Raw genomic sequence first — 20,927 nt, forward strand, 5'->3', positions numbered from 1 at the left:
TGTAGCATCCGCCGGGTGGAAACGCACTCGCCCGCTGCGCCACGCCATCTCCGCGGGCGTCTTTCCGAGAGCCCGCCATGAGCACGATCGACCCGCTGCCCCGTACCCGCGCCTACTCCAGCATCCGCATCGATGCCGACGGCGACGACGATAGCCACTGGCTGTACATGCATGCAGGCGGTGCCGCGAAGCAGCGGCCCTGCTTCCATCCCACCTTGATGCGCGAGATGCACAGCTACCTCGCCGCGATCAGCCAGCCCGGCATCCTGGCCTCGGCGCGGCTGGGCAGCCTGGTGCTGGCGTCCGATGGCAGCGCGTTCAACCTGGGCGGGGACCTGGAACTGTTCGGCCATTACATCCGCCGCCGCGATCGTGCCGGCCTGATGGCCTACGCGACGAGCTGCATCGATGGCGTCCACCGCTTCCATACAGGGCTCGGCGGCAATTTCCGCACCATCGCCCTGCTGCAGGGCGACGCGCTCGGAGGCGGCCTGGAGATGGCGCTGTCTTGCCATCTGATCGTGGCCGAGGAAGACGTCGGCATGGGCCTGCCGGAAATCATGTTCGGCCTGTTTCCCGGCATGGGCGCGTATTCGTTCCTCAGCCGTCGCATCGCGCCGCATGCCGCGGAGAAGCTCATCCTGGGAGGCCACGTCTTCAGCAGCCAGGAAATGCATGCCATGGGCATCGTCGACGTGCTGGTCCCCAAGGGCCAGGGCAAGGAGGCGGTGCGCGACCTGATCCAGCAACAACGACGGGCGCCGCTGGCGCATCTGGCGATGAACGCGATGCGCAACGTGGTGCAGCCGGTCAGCCGCGAGGAATTGCTGACGGTGACCGAAATCTGGGTGGACGCCGCGCTGGCCCTGGGCGAGAAGTCGCTGCGGACGATGGATCGGCTGGTGCGGGCCCAGGTCCGGCGCGCGCAATCCGGCGTCGTTGCCGCCTGAGCGGCATGCCGCCGGCAGCGAGGAGGGATGACCCGGCCTCGCGCCGGGCGTTCCTCAGCGCAGTTCGCCGTCCTGCACGGCGCTCTGCCGGGCGCGCAACTCCAGGGCTTCGCGGCCTTCGGTCAGGCTGGCGTTGAGCGCCATCAAGCGCTGGCGCCACTCGCTGCGCACCTGCCATTCCGGCATCTGCATCAGCTCGCCGCCAAGGCTGGCGAGCCGTATCAGGCCGAGGTTGCTGGCGACGCCCTTGATCGCGTGCGCGTGTTCGCGCAGGCGCTCCCAATGCTCGGCTTCGCCGGCGATCTGCATGCCGCCGAGGCAGCCCTCGGCATCGTTGAGGCATTGCGAGATGAACTCGCGCTCGAAGCCATCGCCCATGCCGAGCCCGGCGAGTTCGTCCAGGACCGACGAATCCAGCACCCCTTCGCTCGACACCGGCATCTGCCGCACGGTCGTGTCGTTGCCGACGCGCAGGCGCCCTTCCATCGCGATGTCCGAGAGCGTGTCCAGCAGGCGGTTGGCCACCACCGGCTTGGCCAGGAAGGTCCTGGCGCCGGCCTGTTCGCAGCGCTGGATCGATTCGGGAGTCACATCGGCGCTGAGCACCACCACCGGCGTCCGCGGTCCGCCGGCCTGCATCACCCGCAACTGCCGCAGCATGTCCAGGCCGCTCATGCCGGGCATGTGCAGGTCGACGATCACCGCGTCGAATTCGGTCTCGGCCAGCGCGTCGAGCACCGCTTCCGCGCCGTCGACGCAGATGACACGATGGCCGGCTTTCTGCAGCATCCGCTGCAGCACCATGCGGTTGGCAGCGTGATCGTCGGCGACCAGGATGCGCATGCCGCGCACCCGCGCGCGGTGGCGCAGGAATGGATCGGAGAAGGCGATGACGTTGCCGCTGGTATCGAACTCCTCGGCCGCCGCCGGTACGCTGGCCTGCTGCGCACCGAGGTCCGCCGACGCCGGCACCGCCGCGGCCACGAACGGCAGTTCGAACCAGAAATGGCTGCCGCGCGGCGCATTCTCCTGGTAGCCGATGCTGCCCCCCATCGCCTCGACCAGGCCCTTGGCGATCGTGGTGCCGAGGCCGCTGCCTTCGTAGCGGCGCGACAGGCCGACGTCGGCCTGCTCGAACGCCTCGAACAGGCGCGGCCGCATGTCCGGCGTCACGCCGATGCCGGTATCGACGATGTCGAAACTCAGGCGCGTCGGCTGCCCCTGCTCGTTCTTGTGCAGGCGTACGCGGATGTCGACCCGGCCGGTCTCGGTGAACTTGATGGCATTGCCGGCCAGGTTCAGCAGCACCTGGCGCAGATGGCCCGGGTCGCCGGAGAGGTAGTCCGGCACGTCCGGGGCGACATCCACCTGGTAGGTCAGCAGCTTGGCGCGTGCCTGCGGTTGCAGGATCAGGCTGATCCCTTCCAGGGTTTCGCGCAGCGAGAAATCGCGCTTGTCGAGCCGCAGCTTGCCGGCCTCGATCGCGGAAATGTCCAGCACTTCCTCGACCAGCGACAGCAGGCTGCGCGCGGACGCCTGGATGGTGTTGACGCACTCGCGCTGCTCGGCGTCCAGGCGCGTGGTCGCCAGCACCTCGGTCATGCCGGACAGGCCGTTCAACGGGGTGCGGAACTCGTGGCTCATGTTGGCCAGGAAACGGCTCTTGGCCTCGCTGGCGCGGCGCGCCTCGGCGGTGGTGCTGGTCAATTGCCGCAACAGTCCCGACAGGTACAGCGGGATGGCGGCCAGGCCGACCAGCAGGCCGATGCCCAGGCCGCGATTGGCGATCCAGTAGTCGCTGGTCATCAGCGTGATGCTGAAACTGGCCACCGCCATGGCCACGGCCAGGTACAGATAGCGGTTGCCGTAGCGCAGGCCGTTGCCGATGGTGACCCACATGATGACCACGTAGATGCAGGCCATCGGCTCGCCGATCGCGCTCATCGCCATCGACATCAGCCCGTAGTCGGCCACCATGCCGATGATCCGGCGCACGTCCGAGCGCTGCGGCCGGAGCACGATCCAGGTCATCAGGGCCAGGGCCACCGCCTGCGAGATCAGGGTCAGGCCGATAACGTAGGCGCGCTGCCGCGGGGCGATGTCCCAGCCCTGCGAGAACGACAGTTCGTAAGCCAGGATCAGCGCGACCATGCAGATGCGGACGAACGCCTGGCCGTGCTCGGTGTCCTTGCGCTCCGCGAACCGTTGCCGCACCCACCCGATCGCCGAGATCATGTCAGACTCCTGGTCGCGCCGAGGCGGTGGAGAATTTCTCGCAGATCACCTGCAACTGCTCGCGGCCGCGGAACAGCGCGTCCACGCAACGTGGGTCGAACAGGCGGCCGCGCTGGGCGTAGAGGTAGGCCAGGGTCGCATCCATGGTCCAGGCTTCCTTGTAGGGCCGCGGCGAGATCAGCGCGTCGAACACGTCGGCGACCGCCACGATCCGCGCTTCCAGCGGAATCGCCTCGCCGACCAGGCCGTCCGGGTAGCCGCTGCCGTCGTAGCGCTCGTGGTGGCGCAGGGCGATCAGCGCGCCGACCTGGATGAAGCGGTTCTGGCTGCCGCTGAGCAGTTCGTAGCCGATGCGCGGGTGCATGCGCATCACCGCCATCTCGTCCTCGCTGAGCTTGCCCGGCTTGAGCAGCACCGCGTCAGGAATGGCGATCTTGCCCATGTCGTGCAGGCTCGCCGCCATCTCGATGACCCGCACCTCGTCCTCGGACAGGCCCAGTTGCTCGGCGATCAGCCCGGCCACGTGCGCCATCCGCTCCAGGTAGGCGCTGGTGCCGACGTCGCGGTACTCGATGGCCCGGGCCAGCCGCGACAGGGTCTCGCGCTCGCGTTCCTCGACCTCGCGCATGCTGGCCAGCAGGCGCTGCTCCAGCGACATCGCGCGCTGCTTGATGTTCTCGCTCTGCAACCGCAGCTGCAGCAGGTTGTGACAGCGCGCGCGCAGTTCGCGCGGGCGGATCGGCTTGACCAGGAAATCGATCACCCCCGCCTCCAGGGCGGCCTGGCGGATCGGCTCGTCGCCGACCACGGTGATCAGGATGATCGGGATGTCGCGGTGCTTGGGCAGCCGGCGCAGGCGCCGCGCGAACTCCAGTCCGTCCATGCCCGGCATGCGGTAGTCGAGCAACAGCAGATCGACCTTGCCCGCCTCGCACCAGGCCAGCGCGGCCTGCGAGTCGCCGAAGTCGCGTACGGTCAGTTCCGGGGCGATGTCCTCGATGACATGCCGCAGCATCGTGCGCGCGGAGGTCTGATCGTCGACGATGACGATGTTCAAACGATTGTCGCTTCCGTCCGCCCAGTGGAGACGGTCCCCGTTCGAGGACGCGCCGGAGAGGCTCATGCTGGCATCATGCATCTGCAATCCTCCGCCCGTCGCATCTGCGCGGGCTGCTGAGACGACAACGGGAACGCACCGGCGCGGGGTCACCCGGCGCGTCCACCTCACTTCCTTTTGCGTGCAACGCCTAGTGCAAGAACCGCACCACCTCGTCCGCGGCTAGGTTAAGCCTCCGGACGCATATACGGAAACAGCAGCACGTCACGGATTGAGCTGCTGCCGGTGAGCAACATTACCAGCCGGTCGATGCCGATGCCCAGGCCGCCGGTCGGCGGCAGCCCCACTTCCAGCGCCCGGATGTAGTCGGCGTCGAAATGCATGGCCTCGTCGTCGCCCCCCTCCTTCGCCGCCACCTGGGCCTGGAACCGCGCCGCCTGGTCCTCCGGGTCGTTGAGCTCGGAGAAGCCGTTGGCGATTTCCTTGCCGTTGATGAACAGCTCGAAGCGGTCGGTGTAGCCCGGCTCGGTGTCGCTGGAACGGGCCAGCGGCGACACCTCGACCGGGTGGTCGGTGATGAAGGTGGGCTGGATCAGGGTGTGCTCGACCGTGGCCTCGAAGATCTCCAGCAGCAGCTTGCCCCAGCCGTAGGACGGCTTGGTGCGGATCTTGAGCCGCTCGCAGTGGCGCAGCAGGGCCTCGCGATCGGTGCAGTCGGCGGCGCTGATCTCCGGGTTGTGGTGGCGCACCGCCTCGTCCATGCGCCAACGACGGAACGCAGGCGCCAGGTCGATGTCGGCGCCGTCCCAGTGGACCTGGGTGGTGCCCAGCACCTCGCGGGCGACGTCGCGGATGACGTTCTCGGTCAGGTCCATCACCTCGTGGTACGTGGCGTAGGCCTCGTACAGCTCCATCATGGTGAATTCCGGATTGTGCCGGGTGCTGACGCCTTCGTTGCGGAAATTGCGGTTGATTTCGTAGACCCGTTCCAGGCCGCCGACCACCAGGCGCTTCAGGTACAGCTCCGGGGCCACCCGCAGGTACAGGTCCAGGTCCAGGGCGTTGTGGTGGGTGGTGAACGGCTTGGCGGTGGCGCCGCCGGGGATGTAGTGCATCATCGGCGTCTCCACTTCCAGGAAGCGGCGCGCGTCCAGCCAGGCGCGCATGGCGCGGATGATCTTGGAGCGCTTGACGAACACTTCGCGCGCCTCCGGCGACACGATCAGGTCCACATAGCGCTGGCGGTAGCGCTGTTCCACGTCCGACAGGCCGTGCCACTTGTCCGGCAGCGGCCGCAGCGCCTTGGTCAGCAGGCGCAGCCCGGTGGCCTTGATCGACAGCTCGCCGGTCTTGGTGCGGGTCAGCCCGCCTTCCACGCCGATGATGTCGCCGATGTCCCAGCCCTTGAAGGCGTCGTAGGCCTCGCCCAGGGCGTTGGCCTGCAGGAACAGCTGGATGCGCCCGGACTCGTCCTGCAGCTGCACGAAGCTGGCCTTGCCCATCACCCGCTTGGCCAGCAGGCGCCCGGCCAGGCGCAGGCTGCGGCCCTGGGCCTCCAGCGCCTCGGCGGTCCAGCGCTCGGTGTCGGCGAACTCGGCCTGCAGATCGCCGGCGAAGTCGCTGCGGCGGAAATCGTTCGGATAGGCCACGCCCTGCGCGCGCAGCGCGGCGAGTTTGGCGCGCCGTTCGGCGATGAGGCTGTTCTCGTCGACGGGAAGGGACGGCGCGGGGGTCTGCTCGGTCATGGGATGGGGGATGCGTGAGGAAGGGAAAGAATGCACCAGCCGACGCGGCCGTGTGCCGCCGCACGGCCTCCGTCGCCAGGACGGAGGCCGCCGGTTCAGGCGTCGCTGCGTTTCGCGCCGGCTTCCAGGCCGGACTTGAGGCTGGCCTCGACGAACTCGTCCAGGTCGCCATCGAGCACCTTCTGGGTGTCCGAGCGCTCCACGCCGGTGCGCAGGTCCTTGATCCGGCTCTGGTCGAGCACATAGTTGCGGATCTGGCTGCCCCAGCCGATGTCGGACTTGGTCGCCTCCACCGCATCGCGCTCGGCGTTGCGTTTCTGGATCTCCAACTCGTACAGCTTGGCGGCCAGCATCTTCATCGCGTTGTCGCGGTTCTGGTGCTGGCTGCGCCCGGTCTGGCAGGCCACCACGATGCCGGTGGGCACGTGGGTGATGCGCACCGCCGACTCGGTCTTGTTGACGTGCTGGCCGCCGGCGCCGGAGGACCGGTACACGTCGGTCTTCAGGTCGGCCGGATTGATGTCGATGTCGATGTTGTCGTCCACTTCCGGCGACACGAACACCGAGGTGAAGCTGGTATGGCGGCGGTTGTCCGAGTCGAACGGCGACTTGCGCACCAGCCGGTGCACGCCGGTCTCGGTCTTCAGCCAGCCATAGGCGAAGTCGCCCTCCACGCGCAGCGTGGCCGACTTGATCCCGGCCACTTCGCCGCCGGAGACTTCCATCAGCTCGGTCTTCCAGCCGCGCGACTCGCACCAGCGCAGGTACATGCGCAGCAGGATCTCGGCCCAGTCCTGGGCCTCGGTGCCGCCGGCGCCGGCCTGGATGTCGACGAAGGCGTTGCTGGCGTCCATCTGCCCGGAGAACATGCGCTGGAATTCCAGCTTCTCCACCTGCGCCTGGAAGCGGTCGACGTCGGCCAGCACCGCCTGCGCGGTGGCCTCGTCGTTCTCGCTTTCGGCCAGTTCCAGGAATTCCAGCGACTCGTTCAGGCCATCGAGCACGCTGGCGATGCCGCCGACGGTCTTCTCCAGGCTGGCGCGTTCGCGGCCCAGGCCCTGGGCGCGTTCGGGGTCGTTCCAGACGTCGGGGCTTTCCAGCTCCCGGGTGACTTCCTCTAGACGCTCCTTCTTGGCGTCGTAGTCAAAGAAACCCCCGTAGCGACAGCACCCGATCGGACAGATCGGCGATGCGGTGGCGAATCGGATTGAGTTCGATCATTGCGGCGTTTCCGGCAGACAAGAGCGCGATTCTAGCAATTCCGGCCGCCGCGCCACAGCGCCCCCCGCCTACTCGACGGGGGCGGCCTCGCCCTCCCCGGCCGCCACCCGCAGCCCGGCGCGGTAGCGGCGGCTGCACGGGACCTGGCTGCCGTCGCGCAGATGCACGCGCGCCTCGCCCGCCTCCAGCGGCTCGATCGAGACCACGCTGGCCAGGTTGACGATGTAGCTGCGGTGGATGCGCACGAACCGCGCCGGATCCAGCCGCGCCTCGATCGCGGCCATGGTGCTGCGCAGCGGGTAGTCGTGCCCGCGCACGCGCAGGTTGACGTAGTTGCCCGAGGCTTGCAGCCACTCGATGTCGGCGGCGGCGACCAGGAAGTCGCGGCCCAGCTTGCGCACCAGGAAGCGCTCCGGCCGTTCCAGCGAGCCCACCGGCGGGCCGGCGTCGGGCGCGCCGAGCAGCGCCGCCTCGCCCTGCCAGCGCCGCAACAGGAACCGGTACATCTCCACGCACAGCGCGATCGAGGCCAGGCTGCGCACGTCCTTCAGATACTCGTAGGCCAGGCCCTGCGGCCACGGGCCGAAATCGTAGTGCTGGCCCTGCAGGCGGTAGACCAGGCTGCGCAGGGCCACCATCCCCACCACATGCAATACCGACAGCGCCACGCTGCCCAGCAGGTAGCCCGGCAGCCGGCGCCGCCAGGTGTCCCAGTGCAGCGGGTAGCGCCGGGTCAGCAGCACCACCAGCGGCACGATCAGCAGGAACATCAGCTGGCTGGACCACTCCCAGACCACCGGCTCCCAGGCGGCGAAGTGCAACCCGGTGGTGCGGATGTCGATCAGTACCGTGATGCTGTTGGCGGTGGCGTTGATCAGGGTGAGTGCCACCCAGAAGCCGATCTCGAAACTGCGGCGCCAGGGCTGGAAACGGGAATAGGCGCTGGCGCCGGAGCGGGCTGACATCGGCAAAGTGTAGCGCGCCGGCATGACCGCACCGGCGCGCCTTGGGCGGATCAGCGCACCTCGAACTCGCCGACCAGCACCGTCTCCTTGCGCTCTGTCAGGCGCAGCGTCACCTGCTGGTCGCGCTGCGCGGCCGTGCCCCAGCCCGTGCTCAGTTGCAGGTGCAAGGTGGTGGCACCGGTGACCAGCGGCTGGCGCTCGCCGAAGAAGTTCGCTTCCACCTTGTACTTGCCGGGCTTGGCGGTGCGCAGCGAGAACTCCTCCGGCCCGTAGCCGCCGGTGAAGTCCGGCGACAGCTGGCCGCCCTGGTAGGTCGCGCGGTTGCCGTAGTAGCAGCGCTCGCCATTGGGGTCGGTCACCCACAGGTCCATGTCGCTGTTGTCGCTGTCCCAGTTCAGCACCACGCGCAGGTCCAGCGGCAGGTTGCGCAGCAGCCGTGGATCGACGAAGCCGGTGTCCAGCGGCCGCGGCGCCCGCGCCACGATCGCGTTCAGTTCGTTGAGCGCGATCATGCTCACCCCGTCGAAGCGCGTGTCCCAGTCGCGCACCACCACTTGGTACAACTGCGCGATCGCCGCCTGCGCGTTGCCGCGCGCGGCATAGGCGAGGCCCAGGTCGCGGAAACTCTGCGGCTCCTCCTCGCCCAGCCGCAGCACCTGCTCGAACACCGGCACCGCCAGATCGGCGCGACCGGCCTGCAGCAGCCGGTAGCCGAGCACACGCAGCACGTGGCGATTTTCCAGTTGCAGCTCAGCCAGGTTGGACAGCACCCGCAGCGCCAGGTCGCGCTGGCCACGCGCGAACAGCACGTCGGCCACGTCCAGGTAGAACGCGACGCTGTCGGCGTGTGCGGCGCGTTCGCTCAAATACAACGGATACACCGCGTCCGCCGCGGCCGCACGCAGGCGCCGCGCATACGGCGAATCCGGCTGCCAGGGCTGCAGGGCCAGGGAGATGGTGGCCGCAGACGCCACGCGCTCGCGCGCCGCCGCCGACGCGGCAGCGTCGCCGGGCGTAGCGGACGAACCGCCGACGATATTCAGTTCCAGCGGCGCGGATGCAGGTGCGGCCGCGGGCATCGGCGCAGGTGCTGCAAGGGCAATGGGCGGCGGCGCACCGGACGTGGCCTGCATCCGCTGGTCGGCGTCTTCAGCAACGACGATGGCCGTTGGCGGCGCATCCTTGGGAAAGCGCCGCTGCCACCAGGCGATGCGTTGCGCGAACGCCTCGGCGATCTCGTCGATGCGTCGCTCGCGCGTCTGGCCTTGCATCTTCTGCTGCCGCGCCTGCGCAGCCGCCACCGCCGCGCGCAGCGCCGGGGGTGCCGGGATTCCGTAGCGGACGTAGTCGTCGACGTTCTCCAGCACAAGCAGCGAGGTGTCGGCGCTGACCAGGCCGAAGCGTGTGGCCAGTGCCTGGCGGCGCGCGGACGCACCCAGCGGATCGGCAGACAGGCTGCGCAGCATGGCGCGCGCCCATGCGCCCGGGATCAGGTCGCCGGGAACGTCATCCGCCGCGCGCAGCGGCAGGTGCAGGTGCCGCGTGCTGGCGGCCGTGGCGATCTCCAGGTGCAGGCTCGCATCGGACCCGAGCAGGCGTCCGGCGACGCGCATGTAGCCATCGTCGGCGTCGCGCGCGTCGGCGACCAGATCGGCGACCTGGGTGCCGTCCATCGCGACCAGTTCGCCGCCACGCTGCAACAAGCGTTCGCTGGCAGCCTGGACGCCCTGCAGTCCGTCCAGCGCGATCGCGCGTCCGCCGCGTGCCTCCGCGATCGCCGCCAGGCGCGCGGCATCGGCGTGCACACCGGCCGAGTCGATCGCATACAGACGCTGTGTCGGCGCCAGCGTCGGCATGGCCTGCGCGCCGTAATTGCCCAGGCCATCGCTGAACAGCAGATACTCCTGCACGTGGGGCGCCGCTTGCCAGGCCCCCAGCGCGCTGGCGCCGTCGGGCTGCTCGGCCTGCAAAGCCGCCTTCAGGGCGCTCCAGTCGCCATTGCGCACGTGGAACCTGCGCGACGCCGAGGCGCGGTCGCGCAACACGATCAGATCGACCTGGGCCGTGCCGACCGCGGCGAAATAGCGCTGCAGCAAGGCCAGTTCGGCGGGGATGTCGCGCTGCCGCGCCGATCCGGACGCATCCCACAGCAGGCCGATGCGCTGCGGCAGCGGACGCGGGCCATGCAGGTCGGCGATCGGCACCAGCGCCTGGAAGTAGCGCCGGCCATCGTGGATACCGGTCGCCACGCGCGGTGTGGCGCCCGCGCGCAGCGACAGCACCAGCTCCGGCGGCAACTGCGACGGACTGCCGGACCAGGACGCGGCGTAGCCGCCGTCCGCTGTCGGCAGCAGACGCATGCCGGACGCCACCACGGCACGCTCGGCGGGCGCGGCCTGCGTGCTCAGCGCTACCTGCAGCGACCGCGCGCCGGCCGCATACGCCAATGGCAAGCGCCACTGCCAGCCGGCGGCGGTGCGCTGTAGCGATTCGCGATAGACCAGGCGTACATGGCGGCTGCCGTGCGCCGGCAGCGGGTAGACGCGCAGCCGGAACTGGTTGCCGGCGGTCTGCTCGAGCAGGCCCGGATCCACGCCGCGCCGCTCAACCGCCTCGAACACCTGGCGCCCGCGCGCCTTGGGCACCGGCACCGCGTCGCGCATCTGCCCTTCGATGTCCAGGGCGAAACCGCTGAGCTGCTGCCCCTCGCGCAGCGGGAACGTCAGTTGCCCTTCCAGCACGCGCGCGTTGGGATTGAAGAACTCCAGTTCGACCGTGGTCTCGGCCAGGCCGGCGGCGGCCTGCGCACGCACTGTCGCCGAGCGCAGCTCGACCGGTCGTTCGCCGGCGTCGGTGTGCAGCAACGGCGCCACCAATTGCCGCTGCGGCGCGGACTGCGCCCCGGCCGGGACCGCGGCGAGTAGCGACAACGAAAGCAACAACACGCAAACATTCCTGCGCATGGTGGACGGCATGGATCGCTCCTTGATGGGACGGTACGGCTTGAACGTCCGCCGTGGCGCGATGGGGTTGCTTGTGTACATCCAGACCTCAGGCGACGCGCAGCCCCTCTCCCATCGGGAGAGGGGTTGGGGTGAGGGTCCGGCACAGGGCGCGGTGCTTCGGCGATGCGAGGCTGCGCCCCGTACCCTCATCCGCCCCTGCGGGGCACCTTCTCCCGGAGGGAGAAGGGAGACGCCAAAGCTCCTCTCCCCCTGGGAGAGGGGTTGGGGTGAGGGTGCGGCACAGGGCGCGGTGCTTCGGCGATGCGAGGCTGCGCCCGTACCCTCATCCGCCCCTGCGGGGCACCTTCTCCCGGGTGGGAGAAGGAACAGCGAAGCCCCTCTCCCTCCGGGAGAGGGGTTGGGGTGAGGGTGCGGCGCAAGGCGCGGCGCTTTGGCGATGCGAGGCTGCGCCCGTACCCTCATCCGGCCCTTCGGGCCACCTTCTCCCGGTGGGAGAAGGGAAAAGCCAAAGCCCCTCTCCCATCGGGAGAGGGGTTGGGGTGAGGGTGCGGCACAGGGCGCGGTGCTTCGGCGATGCGAGGCTGCGCCCGTACCCTCATCCGCCCCTGCGGGGCACCTTCTCCCGGGAGGAGAAGGGAAAAGCCAAAGCCCCTCTCCCTGCGGGAGAGGGGTTGGGGTGAGGGTGCGGCACCACCCGCAGCGTCAGACCGCCAACTGCTCAGCCATCCAACGGCACACAGTGCTCCACCACCAATTGCACCGCATCGCCACCGCGGTAGTCGTCGGCGACAAGGCGATAGGCGATGTGCACGCGGCGGCCGGGTTCGCGGCCGTGCCAGCCGTTGAAGTGGATCGCGTTCAAGGGCGCGGCGCGGCCAGGACAGCGCAAGCTCAGCTTGAGGTGGCGCTCCTTCAGCACGCGCCACTGCAGCACCTCGAATTCGCCATCGAACAGCGGCTCGGGGAAGCCCTGCCCCCATGGCCCGCCCTGGCGCAGCGCCTCGGCATGGCGGTGGTCGAGCTCGTGCGGCTCCAGCACACCGTCGCTGAGCAGTTCGGCCTGCAGCAGTTCCGCGTCCAGGCTCGCCAGCGCATGCGCACGGAACACCTGTTCGAACTCGGCCAGCGCGTCCTGCGGCAGGCTCAGGCCCGCGGCCATGGCGTGGCCGCCGAACTTCTCCATCAGGCCCGGCCGCTGCGCCTCCACCGCCGCCATCGCGTCGCGGATGTGGAAGCCGGGAATCGAGCGCGCCGAGCCGCGCAACTGGGTGCTGCCCGGCTCGGCCGGGGCGAAGGCAATCACCGGCCGGTGCAGGCGGTCCTTCATCTTCGAGGCGACCAGGCCGATCACGCCGGGATGCCACTGCGCATCGAACAGGCACACCGCCACCGGCGGCTGCTCGGGTGCGGCCAGCAGCGCCTTGGCCACCACCGCCTCGGCCTCGTCGGTCATCTGTTGCTGCACCGCGCGGCGCTCGGCGTTGATTTCTTCCAACGTCGCGGCGATCGCGCGCGCCTGCTGCGGGTCCTCGCACAACAGCAGTTCGATGCCCAGGGCCATGTCCTCGAGCCGGCCGGCGGCGTTGAGCCGCGGGGCAAGGGCGAAGCCGATGTCGCTGGCGCTGAGCCGTGCCGGGTCGCGGCCGCTGGCCTCGATCAGGGCGCGCAGGCCGATGCAGCCCTCGCCGCGCTGCAGGCGGCGCAGGCCGGCCGAGACCAGCGCGCGGTTGTTCGGATCCAGCGGCACCAGATCGGCGACGGTGCCGACCGCGACCAGATCCAGCAGCACGCCCAAGTCCGGCGGCGCGGCGGCGAACGCACCGTGCGCGCGCAGGTGCCGGCGCAGCGCCAGCAGCACGTAGAAGATCACGCCGACGCCGGCCAGCATCTTGCTCGGGAAGGCGTCGCCGGCCAGGTTCGGATCGACGATGGCATCGGCCGGCGGCAAGGCCGGACCCGGCAGGTGGTGGTCGGTGACCAGCACCTGCCAGCCCAGCACCTTGGCCGCGGCGACGCCGGCATGGCAGGCGATGCCGTGGTCCACCGTCACCAGCAGGTCCGGCTGCAACGGCGCCAGTTCGGCGACCAGCGCCGGCGACAGCCCGTAGCCATGGACCATGCGGTTGGGCACCGCGTGCAGCACCTGCGCGGCGCCGAGCAGGCGCAGCCCGCGTACCGCCACCGCGCAGGCGGTGGCGCCGTCGCAATCGAAATCGCCGACCACCAGGATGCGCTTGCCCGCTGCGATGGCTTCAGCCAGCAATTCCACCGCGGCGTCGATGCCGCTCAGCGCATCCGGCGGCAGCAACTGCGCCAACTTGGGCTGCGCCAGGCCACTGTCGTGCGCGCCGCGCGCGGCGTAGATGCGCCGCAGCAGCGGCAACGTCGCCTCGTGCCACGGGCCGGCCGCGGCCGCCGCGGGCCGCCGCACGATGCGCGCGCTGGAACTCATGCGTCCAGGCGCGACAGCGGCCGCCGCCACAGGCGCCAGCGTTGCGCGGGGGCGATGCGGAAACAGGTGCCGTCCTCGAAATCCAGTTGCAGCTGCTGCAGTTCGCCATCGCGCAGCGCCTGCAGCAGCGGCTGTACCACCTCGCCGACGAACTGCTCGGGCGCACGCAGCTGGCGCAGGTCGACCAGCGCATCGACCCGCGGCGCCTGTGCGTCGGCGACGCCGGCGGCCTGGGCGAGCGCGCGCAACAGCGGATCGCGGCTGCGCACCTGCGCATGCGCGGTGCCGACCGTGGCCGGCAGGCGGCCGCCGCCCCAGAACCACAGCGAATTGATCGCCGGCTGCCCGCGGGCGACGCGTTCGCGGTTCCACGGATGCTGGTGCAGCACGATCTGCGCCTCGGTCAGCAACGCACGCCAGCGGCGCGCGTCCTCGCCCTGCGGCAGGTGATCGAACAGGTCCGCGCCGAGCACCTGCGCCGGCGCCGCGAACACCGGCAGCACGCTGTCGGCTGGCAGGCGCAGGTACCAGCGAGTCGGATCGGGCGCGTCCAGGGTCAGCCCGCTCTCGGCGAACAGCGCCTGCACCGCCGGCAACAACGCGTCAAGGTCCACCGCGTCGAGCGGCAGCATGTCGCCATGCGCCATCAGCCGCGCGCCCTGCATGTCCGGCACGACGTAGGCGGGATCGGCGCGCAGCCACAGGCCATCGCCGGCATCGCCGGCGTCCAGTTGCCGGGTCAACGCCGCCGCCGGCAGCGATGCTTCCGCCAACGCGAAATGGCGGCGCAACTGCGCCTCGCCGCCCGGCGCGGCCTGCGTGCGGTCGGCGCGGCCGAACGCGCGCGCCACCTCGCCGGCCAGCACAGCGCCGGCCAGGCGGACCCGCTCCGGCAACAGCAAGGTGGCAACCGCCATCGGATCAGCCGACGTAGGCGACGCTGACGATCTCGTACTCGCGGCGACCGGCGGGGGCGTCGATGCTGACGCTGTCGCCTTCCATCTTGCCGATCAGCGCGCGCGCCAGCGGCGAGGAGATCGCGATCAGGCCAAGCTTGATGTCCGCTTCCAGGTCGCCGACCAACTGGTAGCGCTTCTCCTCGTCGGTCTCGACGTCGGCCAGGGTCACGGTGGCGCCGAACACCACCTTGCTGCCGACCGCCAGCTTGCTGACGTCGATGACCTCGGCGTGCGACAGCTCGCTTTCCAACTGCTTGATGCGGCCTTCGATGAAGCCCTGCTGCTCGCGCGCGGCGTGATACTCGGCGTTTTCCTTGAGATCGCCATGCGCACGCGCCTCGGCGATCGCGGTGATGACCTCGGGACGCTTGACCGACTTCAGGTGATCCAGTTCCTCGCGCAACCGCTGCGCGCCTTGCATGGTGATCGGGGCTCTCACGCTTCCAGCTCCTTGTGCAGTTCCTGCAGCGCCCAGACCGGACCGGTGCCGCGGAATTCCAGTGAATGCACCAGCGCACGCGCGCCGGCGACCGTGGTCGAATAGGTGACGCGATGCTGCAGGGCTTCGCGACGGATCGAGAACGAGTCGGAGATCGCCGCCCGGCCCTCGGTGGTGTTGACGATATACACGATTTCGCCGTTCTTGATCAGATCGACGATGTGCGGGCGGCCTTCGGCGACCTTGTTTACCTGCTCGCACTGCAGGCCGTGCTGCTGCAGCCAGGCGCAGGTGCCGCGGGTGGCGACCAGGGTGTAGCCGCGCTCGACCAGCGCCTGCGCCACCGGCAGCACGCGCTGCTTGTCCGGATCGCGCACCGACACGAAGGCCTTGCCCAGCGGCGGCGCCTTGATGCCGCCGGCTTCCTGCGCACGCGCGAACGCCGCGCCGAAGCTGCGGCCCACGCCCATCACCTCGCCGGTGGAACGCATCTCCGGGCCGAGGATCGGATCGACGCCCTGGAACTTGGCGAACGGGAAGATCGCCTCCTTCACCGAGTAGTAGTCGGGCACGATCTCCTTCAGCGCGCCCTGCTCGGCCAGGGTCTTGCCGGCCATGCAGCGCGCGGCGATCTTGGCCAGCGGCACGCCGATCGCCTTGGACACGAACGGCACCGTGCGCGAGGCGCGGGGGTTCACTTCCAGCAGGTAGACGATGTCGTCGCCGGCATCGTTGACCTGCACCGCGAACTGGGTGTTCATCAGCCCGACCACGTTCAGCGCCTTGGCCAGTTCGACCACCTGGCGGCGCAGCTCGGTCTGGGTGGCCGGCGACAGCGAGTACGGCGGCAGCGAGCAGGACGAATCGCCCGAATGCACGCCGGCTTCCTCGATGTGCTCCATCACGCCGCCGATCAGCACCTGGCCGCTATGGTCGGCGATGATGTCCACGTCCACTTCCACCGCGTTGTCGAGGAAGCGGTCCAGAAGCACCGGCGAATCGTTGGAGACCTTGACCGCATCGCGCACGTAGCGCGCCAGGTCGGATTCGCCGTAGACGATTTCCATGGCGCGGCCGCCGAGCACGTAGCTCGGGCGCACCACCAGCGGGTAGCCGATCTCGCGCGCCAGCACCAGCGCTTCCTCGGCGTTGCGGGCGATGCGGTTCGGCGGCTGCTTCAGGCCCAGCTTGTCGACCAGCTGCTGGAAGCGCTCGCGGTCCTCGGCCAGGTCGATCGAGTCCGGCGAGGTGCCGATCACCGGCACGCCGTTGGCTTCCAGCGCGCGCGCCAGCTTCAGCGGGGTCTGCCCGCCGTACTGCACGATCACGCCCTTGGGCTGCTCCAGCTCGACGATCTCCAGCACGTCTTCCAGGGTCAGCGGTTCGAAGTACAGGCGATCGGAGGTGTCGTAGTCGGTGGACACGGTCTCCGGATTGCAGTTGACCATGATGGTCTCGTAGCCGTCCTCGCGCAGCGCCAGCGCCGCGTGCACGCAGCAGTAGTCGAACTCGATGCCCTGGCCGATGCGGTTGGGACCGCCGCCGAGGATCATGATCTTGTCGCGGTCGCTCGGTGCGGCCTCGCACTCGTCCTCGTAGGTCGAGTACAGGTAGGCGGTGCTGGTGGCGAACTCGGCCGCGCACGAGTCCACCCGCTTGTACACCGGGCGCACCTTGTGCGCGCGGCGCAGTGCGCGCACCGCCGCCTCGTTGGTGCCGGTCAGCTGCGCCAGGCGCGCATCCGAGAAACCGGCGCGCTTGAGCGTGCGCAGGCGCTTGGCGTCCAGCGCGCCGAGGCCGTCGGCGGCCAGTTGCGCTTCCTGCGCGATCAGGTCTTCCATCTGGTCGAGGAACCAGGGATCGATGAACGACAGCGCGTGCACCTGCTCCACGCTCATGCCGGCGCGGAAGGCGTCGGCGACGTAGAACAGCCGCTCCGGGCCGGGCGCCTTCAGCTCGCGCTTGAGCGTGGCCAGGTCGTCTTCGCTGCTCAGGTCCAGCCCGGTCGGGTCCAGCCCGATCTTGCCGGTCTCCAGGCCGCGCAGCGCCTTCTGCAGCGATTCGGAGAAGGTGCGGCCCATCGCCATCACCTCGCCCACCGACTTCATCTGCGTGGTCAGGCGCGCGTCGGCCTGCGGGAACTTCTCGAAGGCGAAGCGCGGGATCTTGGTGACCACGTAGTCGATCGACGGCTCGAACGAGGCCGGGGTCAGCCCGCCGGTGATCTCGTTCTTCAGTTCGTCCAGGGTGTAGCCCACCGCCAGCTTGGCCGCGACCTTGGCGATCGGGAAGCCGGTGGCCTTGGAGGCCAGCGCCGAGGAGCGCGACACGCGCGGGTTCATCTCGATCACCACCACGCGGCCGGTCTGCGCATTGATGCCGAACTGCACGTTGGAGCCGCCGGTGTCCACGCCGATCTTGCGCAGCACCGCCATCGAAGCATCGCGCAGGCGCTGGTATTCCTTGTCGGTCAGGGTCTGCGCCGGGGCCACGGTGATCGAGTCGCCGGTGTGCACGCCCATCGGGTCCAGGTTCTCGATCGAGCAGACGATGATGCAGTTGTCCGCGGTGTCGCGGACCACTTCCATCTCGAACTCCTTCCAGCCCAGCACCGACTCCTCGACCAGCACTTCGCTGGTCGGCGACAGTTCCAGGCCGCGGCCGACGATCTCGATCAGCTCTTCGCGGTTGTAGGCGATGCCGCCGCCGCTGCCGCCGAGGGTGAAGCTGGGGCGGATGATGGTCGGGTAGCCGACCGTGGCCTGGATCTCCAGCGCCTCTTCCAGGGTGTGCGCCACCGCCGCCTTCGGGCATTCCAGGCCGATCTCGCCCATCGCCACGCGGAACAGCTCGCGGTCTTCGGCCATGCGGATGGCCTCGCGCTTGGCGCCGATCAGTTCGACGCCGTACTTCTCCAGCACGCCGTGGTCGGCCAGGTCCAGCGCGCAGTTCAGCGCGGTCTGCCCGCCCATGGTCGGCAGCAGCGCATCGGGTTTTTCCTTGGCGATGATCTTCTCGACCGTCTGCCAGTTGATCGGCTCGATGTACACGGCGTCGGCCATGTTCGGGTCGGTCATGATCGTGGCCGGGTTGCTGTTGACCAGCACCACGCGGTAGCCCTCGTCGCGCAGCGCCTTGCACGCCTGCGCGCCGGAGTAGTCGAACTCGCAGGCCTGGCCGATGACGATCGGGCCGGCGCCGATGATGAGGATGGTTTGGAGGTCGGTGCGCTTGGGCATGGGGGATTCTCAGTAGAGGCGGTCCTGCCACGCCGCAGGGGCGCGCCAGGTGATCTGATCGGGCAAACGCGCATCGATCGCGCCATGGTCGACCGCGGCGCGAACCTCGCGCTGCATCGCGGCCCAACTGCTGGCGGTGGCGCCGATGCGCGCGCCGATCCGGTTGTTGTGGGCGTCCATCGCCCGGCTGGCGTTGCCGTGGCCGTCGCGCTCCATGACCGCCGTGACCCAGTCCACGCAGCGTGGCGACAGGGTGTAGGCGACCACGGCGCTGGCCAGGCTGTGGCGGTACGCATCGGCAGGGCCGTCGCGCCCGCCCGGCAGGCCGGCGCTGAGCCATTGCGGATACACCGCGCCCAGCACGAAGGCCGGATACGCGGCCAGCACCAGCAACGCCGTGGCCGGCCACCGCCAGCGGCGGGTCGGCGACGGCATGGCCGGCGCGGCGACCATCAGGCGGCGGCCGCCATCAGCGCTGTGAAGCGATCGAACAGCGGCGCCACGTCGCGCGGGCCCGGCGAGGCTTCCGGATGGCCCTGGAAGCTGAAGGCCGGCGCGTCGGTGAGCGCGATGCCCTGGTTGCTGCCGTCGAACAGCGAGCGATGGGTGACGCGCACGTTGGCCGGCAGCGTCGCCTCGTCCACCGCGAAACCATGGTTCTGCGAGGTGATCATCACCCGGCCGCTGTCCAGGTCCTGCACCGGGTGGTTGGCGCCGTGGTGGCCGTGGCCCATCTTCAGGGTCTGCGCGCCGGCGGCCAGCGCCAGCAGCTGGTGGCCCAGGCAGATGCCGAAGGTGGGGATCTTGCGCGCCAGCAGTTCCTTGATCGCGGCGATCGCGTAGTCGCACGGCGCCGGGTCGCCGGGGCCGTTGGACAGGAACACGCCGTGCGGGTTCATCGCCAGCACCTCGGCGACCGGCGTCTGCGCCGGCACCACGGTCACCTCGCAGCCGCGCTCGGCGAGCATGCGCAGGATGTTGAGCTTGACCCCGTAGTCGTAGGCAACGACCTTGAACCTGGGCTCGGCCGTCACGAAGGTGTTGCTGTCCAGGTCGAGCTGGCCGTCGCGCCAGGGATAGGCCTTGTCGGTGGAGACCACCTTGGCCAGGTCCATGCCCTTGAGCCCCGGGAACTTGCGCGCCGCGTCCAGCGCGGTGTCCACGTTCACCTCGCCGGCCATCAACGCGCCGTTTTGCGAGCCCTTCTCGCGCAGAATGCGGGTCAGCTTGCGGGTGTCGATGCCGGCGATGGCGACCACGCCGCGCTGGATCAGCCAGTCCGGCAGCGCCACCTGGTTGCGCCAGTTGCTGGGGCGGCGCGGCACGTCGCGCACGATCAGGCCGGCCGACCAGACCTGGGCGGCCTCGTCGTCCTGGTCGGTGCAGCCGGTGTTGCCGATATGCGGATAGGTCAGCGTGACCAGTTGGCGGGCGTAGGAGGGATCGGTGAGGATCTCCTGGTAGCCGGTCATGGCGGTGTTGAACACCACTTCGCCGACGGACAGGCCGGCAGCGCCTACGGATTCGCCCTCGAACACGGTGCCGTCTTCAAGGACAAGGATTGCGGGTTGAGTCACGGGGTTCGCCTTGGGGAGAGAGGAACCCTGCCCCACCAACTTGCAGGCTGCAAGAAACCGCGAACTCGGCGCTTCTCCGGGTCCGTGGCGATGGGTAACAGGCGAGCGAGAATTGTACCGGCGCGGGGCGGTCCGCGCCAGCCGTTTGGGTGAAGTGCCTGTTCAGCCGAGCAGATCGCGCAGCCGGTAGGCCCCGGGCGCACGCCCCGGCAGGCGCGCGGCGGCATGCAGCGCGCCGCGGGCGAAGATGTCGCGGTTGCTGGCGCGGTGCACCAGTTCGACCCGCTCGCCGAGCCCGGCGAACTGCACCAGATGCTCGCCGACGATGTCGCCGGCGCGCAGGCTGGCGTAGCGCGGGGTCGCGCCGCCGTGCGCGGCCGCCTCGCCCAGAGTGAGCGCGGTGCCGGACGGCGCGTCCTGCTTGTGCACGTGATGCGATTCGACGATGTCGCAGTCCCAGCCCGGCAGCGCCGCGGCGGCGCGCTCGACCAGATCGTGCAGCACCGCCACGCCCAGGCTGAAGTTCGACGCCCAGATCAAGGGAATGCGCTCGGCGGCGGCGGCCAGCGCCTGCCGCTGCGCGTCTTCCAGCCCGGTGGTGCCGGACACCAGCGCCGCGCCCCGCGCCGTGCACAAGGCCAGCACCGGGTCGAAGCCCTGCGGCAGGCTGAAATCGATGGCCACGTCGAAGGCCGGCACGCCGCCCAGTTCGGCCGCGGCGAAGTACGGCACGCCGTCGATCACCCGCTGCGCCGGCGCGCGCCGCACCACCGCGGCCACCACCTGCAGCGCCGGGTCCTGCGCGGCCAGCCGCAACAACGCCTGGCCCATCCGGCCCGACGCACCATGGATCAACACACGCAGCGGAGAAGTCGTCATCGGCAAAGGCTAGCGGTTTGCGCGCGGGTGCGACAGAGGGCGTGTGCGCCGGAGACGCATGCGCCCGACGAAATGCCAGCGACGTTCGACGTCGCGCGTGCGCTGCTTCGGAGGTGATGCGGCTTCACTCATCGCGGCTGAAGCCGCTTGTGTCAAATAAGGGTCTATCGTTGCAGGTGAGAGCGGAGTGCGGCAGGCCGTTTAGCCGCAGTGCCAGCAAGCACGAGTAGGAGTCAGCGCCGC

14 protein-coding genes are annotated in these 20,927 nt (G+C 69.7%); 1 reads left to right on the forward strand and 13 read right to left on the reverse strand.

The annotated features are described in order from the left end of the window. The first annotated feature begins 77 nt into the window (after positions 1-77). A complete protein-coding gene (locus tag J7357_RS17380; protein WP_209248430.1) occupies positions 78-950 on the forward strand; it encodes a crotonase/enoyl-CoA hydratase family protein in 873 nt (290 codons plus the stop codon). A 54-nt stretch (positions 951-1,004) separates the two neighbouring features. Here J7357_RS17380 and J7357_RS17385 read toward each other — a convergent pair whose 3' ends face one another. From J7357_RS17385 to dapB, 13 genes are all read right to left on the reverse strand, one after another. Further along, positions 1,005-3,185 (reverse strand): ATP-binding protein, encoded by a 2,181-nt coding sequence (locus J7357_RS17385; protein WP_209248432.1) that lies wholly within the window; start codon positions 3,183-3,185, stop codon positions 1,005-1,007. 1 nt (position 3,186) lies between these two features. After that, a complete protein-coding gene (locus tag J7357_RS17390) occupies positions 3,187-4,323 on the reverse strand; it encodes a two-component system response regulator (protein ID WP_209029182.1) in 1,137 nt (378 codons plus the stop codon). Positions 4,324-4,469: 146 nt separating this feature from the next. Continuing rightward, complete coding sequence (lysS, locus tag J7357_RS17395; RefSeq protein WP_010343334.1) at positions 4,470-5,987, reverse strand: lysine--tRNA ligase; 1,518 nt, start codon at positions 5,985-5,987, stop codon at positions 4,470-4,472. Positions 5,988-6,082: 95 nt separating this feature from the next. Beyond that, a protein-coding gene (gene prfB, locus J7357_RS17400) for a peptide chain release factor 2 (RefSeq protein WP_100224025.1) occupies positions 6,083-7,208 on the reverse strand; the annotation gives its coding sequence in 2 pieces (ribosomal slippage) (positions 6,083-7,132 and positions 7,134-7,208; 1,125 coding nt in all). 68 nt (positions 7,209-7,276) lie between these two features. Further along, positions 7,277-8,173 carry a LytTR family DNA-binding domain-containing protein gene (locus tag J7357_RS17405; protein WP_244667629.1) on the reverse strand — a complete coding sequence of 299 codons (897 nt, stop codon included), beginning with the start codon at positions 8,171-8,173 and terminating at the stop codon, positions 7,277-7,279. 50 nt (positions 8,174-8,223) lie between these two features. Then, positions 8,224-11,136, reverse strand: coding sequence for a VIT domain-containing protein (locus J7357_RS17410; protein WP_209248449.1), 2,913 nt, complete (start codon positions 11,134-11,136; stop codon positions 8,224-8,226). A 721-nt stretch (positions 11,137-11,857) separates the two neighbouring features. Then, positions 11,858-13,591, reverse strand: coding sequence for a single-stranded-DNA-specific exonuclease RecJ (gene recJ, locus J7357_RS17415; protein ID WP_209248435.1), 1,734 nt, complete (start codon positions 13,589-13,591; stop codon positions 11,858-11,860). After that, positions 13,588-14,508, reverse strand: a complete 921-nt coding sequence (locus tag J7357_RS17420) for a phosphoglycerate mutase (RefSeq protein WP_209248437.1) — start codon at positions 14,506-14,508, stop codon at positions 13,588-13,590. The genes recJ and J7357_RS17420 overlap by 4 nt, the downstream gene beginning before the upstream one ends. Positions 14,509-14,512: 4 nt before the next feature. Continuing rightward, on the reverse strand, positions 14,513-14,977 hold the full coding sequence (gene greA, locus J7357_RS17425; protein ID WP_026143501.1) for a transcription elongation factor GreA: 465 nt from the start codon (positions 14,975-14,977) through the stop codon (positions 14,513-14,515). An 8-nt stretch (positions 14,978-14,985) separates the two neighbouring features. Then, the gene (carB, locus tag J7357_RS17430) at positions 14,986-18,228 is read right to left on the reverse strand and encodes a carbamoyl-phosphate synthase large subunit (protein WP_209248439.1); all 3,243 of its coding nucleotides are present in this window, start codon (positions 18,226-18,228) and stop codon (positions 14,986-14,988) included. Between the two features lie 9 nt (positions 18,229-18,237). Next, complete coding sequence (locus J7357_RS17435; protein WP_209248441.1) at positions 18,238-18,681, reverse strand: hypothetical protein; 444 nt, start codon at positions 18,679-18,681, stop codon at positions 18,238-18,240. After that, on the reverse strand, positions 18,681-19,805 hold the full coding sequence (carA, locus tag J7357_RS17440; protein ID WP_209248443.1) for a glutamine-hydrolyzing carbamoyl-phosphate synthase small subunit: 1,125 nt from the start codon (positions 19,803-19,805) through the stop codon (positions 18,681-18,683). The genes J7357_RS17435 and carA overlap by 1 nt, the downstream gene beginning before the upstream one ends. 162 nt (positions 19,806-19,967) lie before the next feature. Next, positions 19,968-20,684 carry a 4-hydroxy-tetrahydrodipicolinate reductase gene (dapB, locus tag J7357_RS17445; RefSeq protein ID WP_209248445.1) on the reverse strand — a complete coding sequence of 239 codons (717 nt, stop codon included), beginning with the start codon at positions 20,682-20,684 and terminating at the stop codon, positions 19,968-19,970. Positions 20,685-20,927 lie beyond the last annotated feature (243 nt).

The organism is Xanthomonas sp. D-109 (assembly GCF_017746095.1).
Classification (GTDB): domain Bacteria; phylum Pseudomonadota; class Gammaproteobacteria; order Xanthomonadales; family Xanthomonadaceae; genus Xanthomonas_A; species Xanthomonas_A sacchari.

What these genes read in the sequence shown, in the direction of transcription:
- J7357_RS17435 (WP_209248441.1), bottom strand. Translation starts at nt 18,681, where the DNA reads ATGGTCGCCGCGCCGGCCATGCCGTCGCCGACCCGCCGCTGGCGGTGG.
- J7357_RS17385 (WP_209248432.1), bottom strand. Translation starts at nt 3,185, where the DNA reads ATGATCTCGGCGATCGGGTGGGTGCGGCAACGGTTCGCGGAGCGCAAG.
- carB (WP_209248439.1), bottom strand. Translation starts at nt 18,228, where the DNA reads ATGCCCAAGCGCACCGACCTCCAAACCATCCTCATCATCGGCGCCGGC.
- J7357_RS17380 (WP_209248430.1), top strand. Translation starts at nt 78, where the DNA reads ATGAGCACGATCGACCCGCTGCCCCGTACCCGCGCCTACTCCAGCATC.
- recJ (WP_209248435.1), bottom strand. Translation starts at nt 13,591, where the DNA reads ATGAGTTCCAGCGCGCGCATCGTGCGGCGGCCCGCGGCGGCCGCGGCC.
- J7357_RS17420 (WP_209248437.1), bottom strand. Translation starts at nt 14,508, where the DNA reads ATGGCGGTTGCCACCTTGCTGTTGCCGGAGCGGGTCCGCCTGGCCGGC.
- J7357_RS17405 (WP_244667629.1), bottom strand. Translation starts at nt 8,173, where the DNA reads ATGTCAGCCCGCTCCGGCGCCAGCGCCTATTCCCGTTTCCAGCCCTGG.
- lysS (WP_010343334.1), bottom strand. Translation starts at nt 5,987, where the DNA reads ATGACCGAGCAGACCCCCGCGCCGTCCCTTCCCGTCGACGAGAACAGC.
- J7357_RS17410 (WP_209248449.1), bottom strand. Translation starts at nt 11,136, where the DNA reads ATGCGCAGGAATGTTTGCGTGTTGTTGCTTTCGTTGTCGCTACTCGCC.
- J7357_RS17390 (WP_209029182.1), bottom strand. Translation starts at nt 4,323, where the DNA reads ATGCATGATGCCAGCATGAGCCTCTCCGGCGCGTCCTCGAACGGGGAC.
- dapB (WP_209248445.1), bottom strand. Translation starts at nt 20,684, where the DNA reads ATGACGACTTCTCCGCTGCGTGTGTTGATCCATGGTGCGTCGGGCCGG.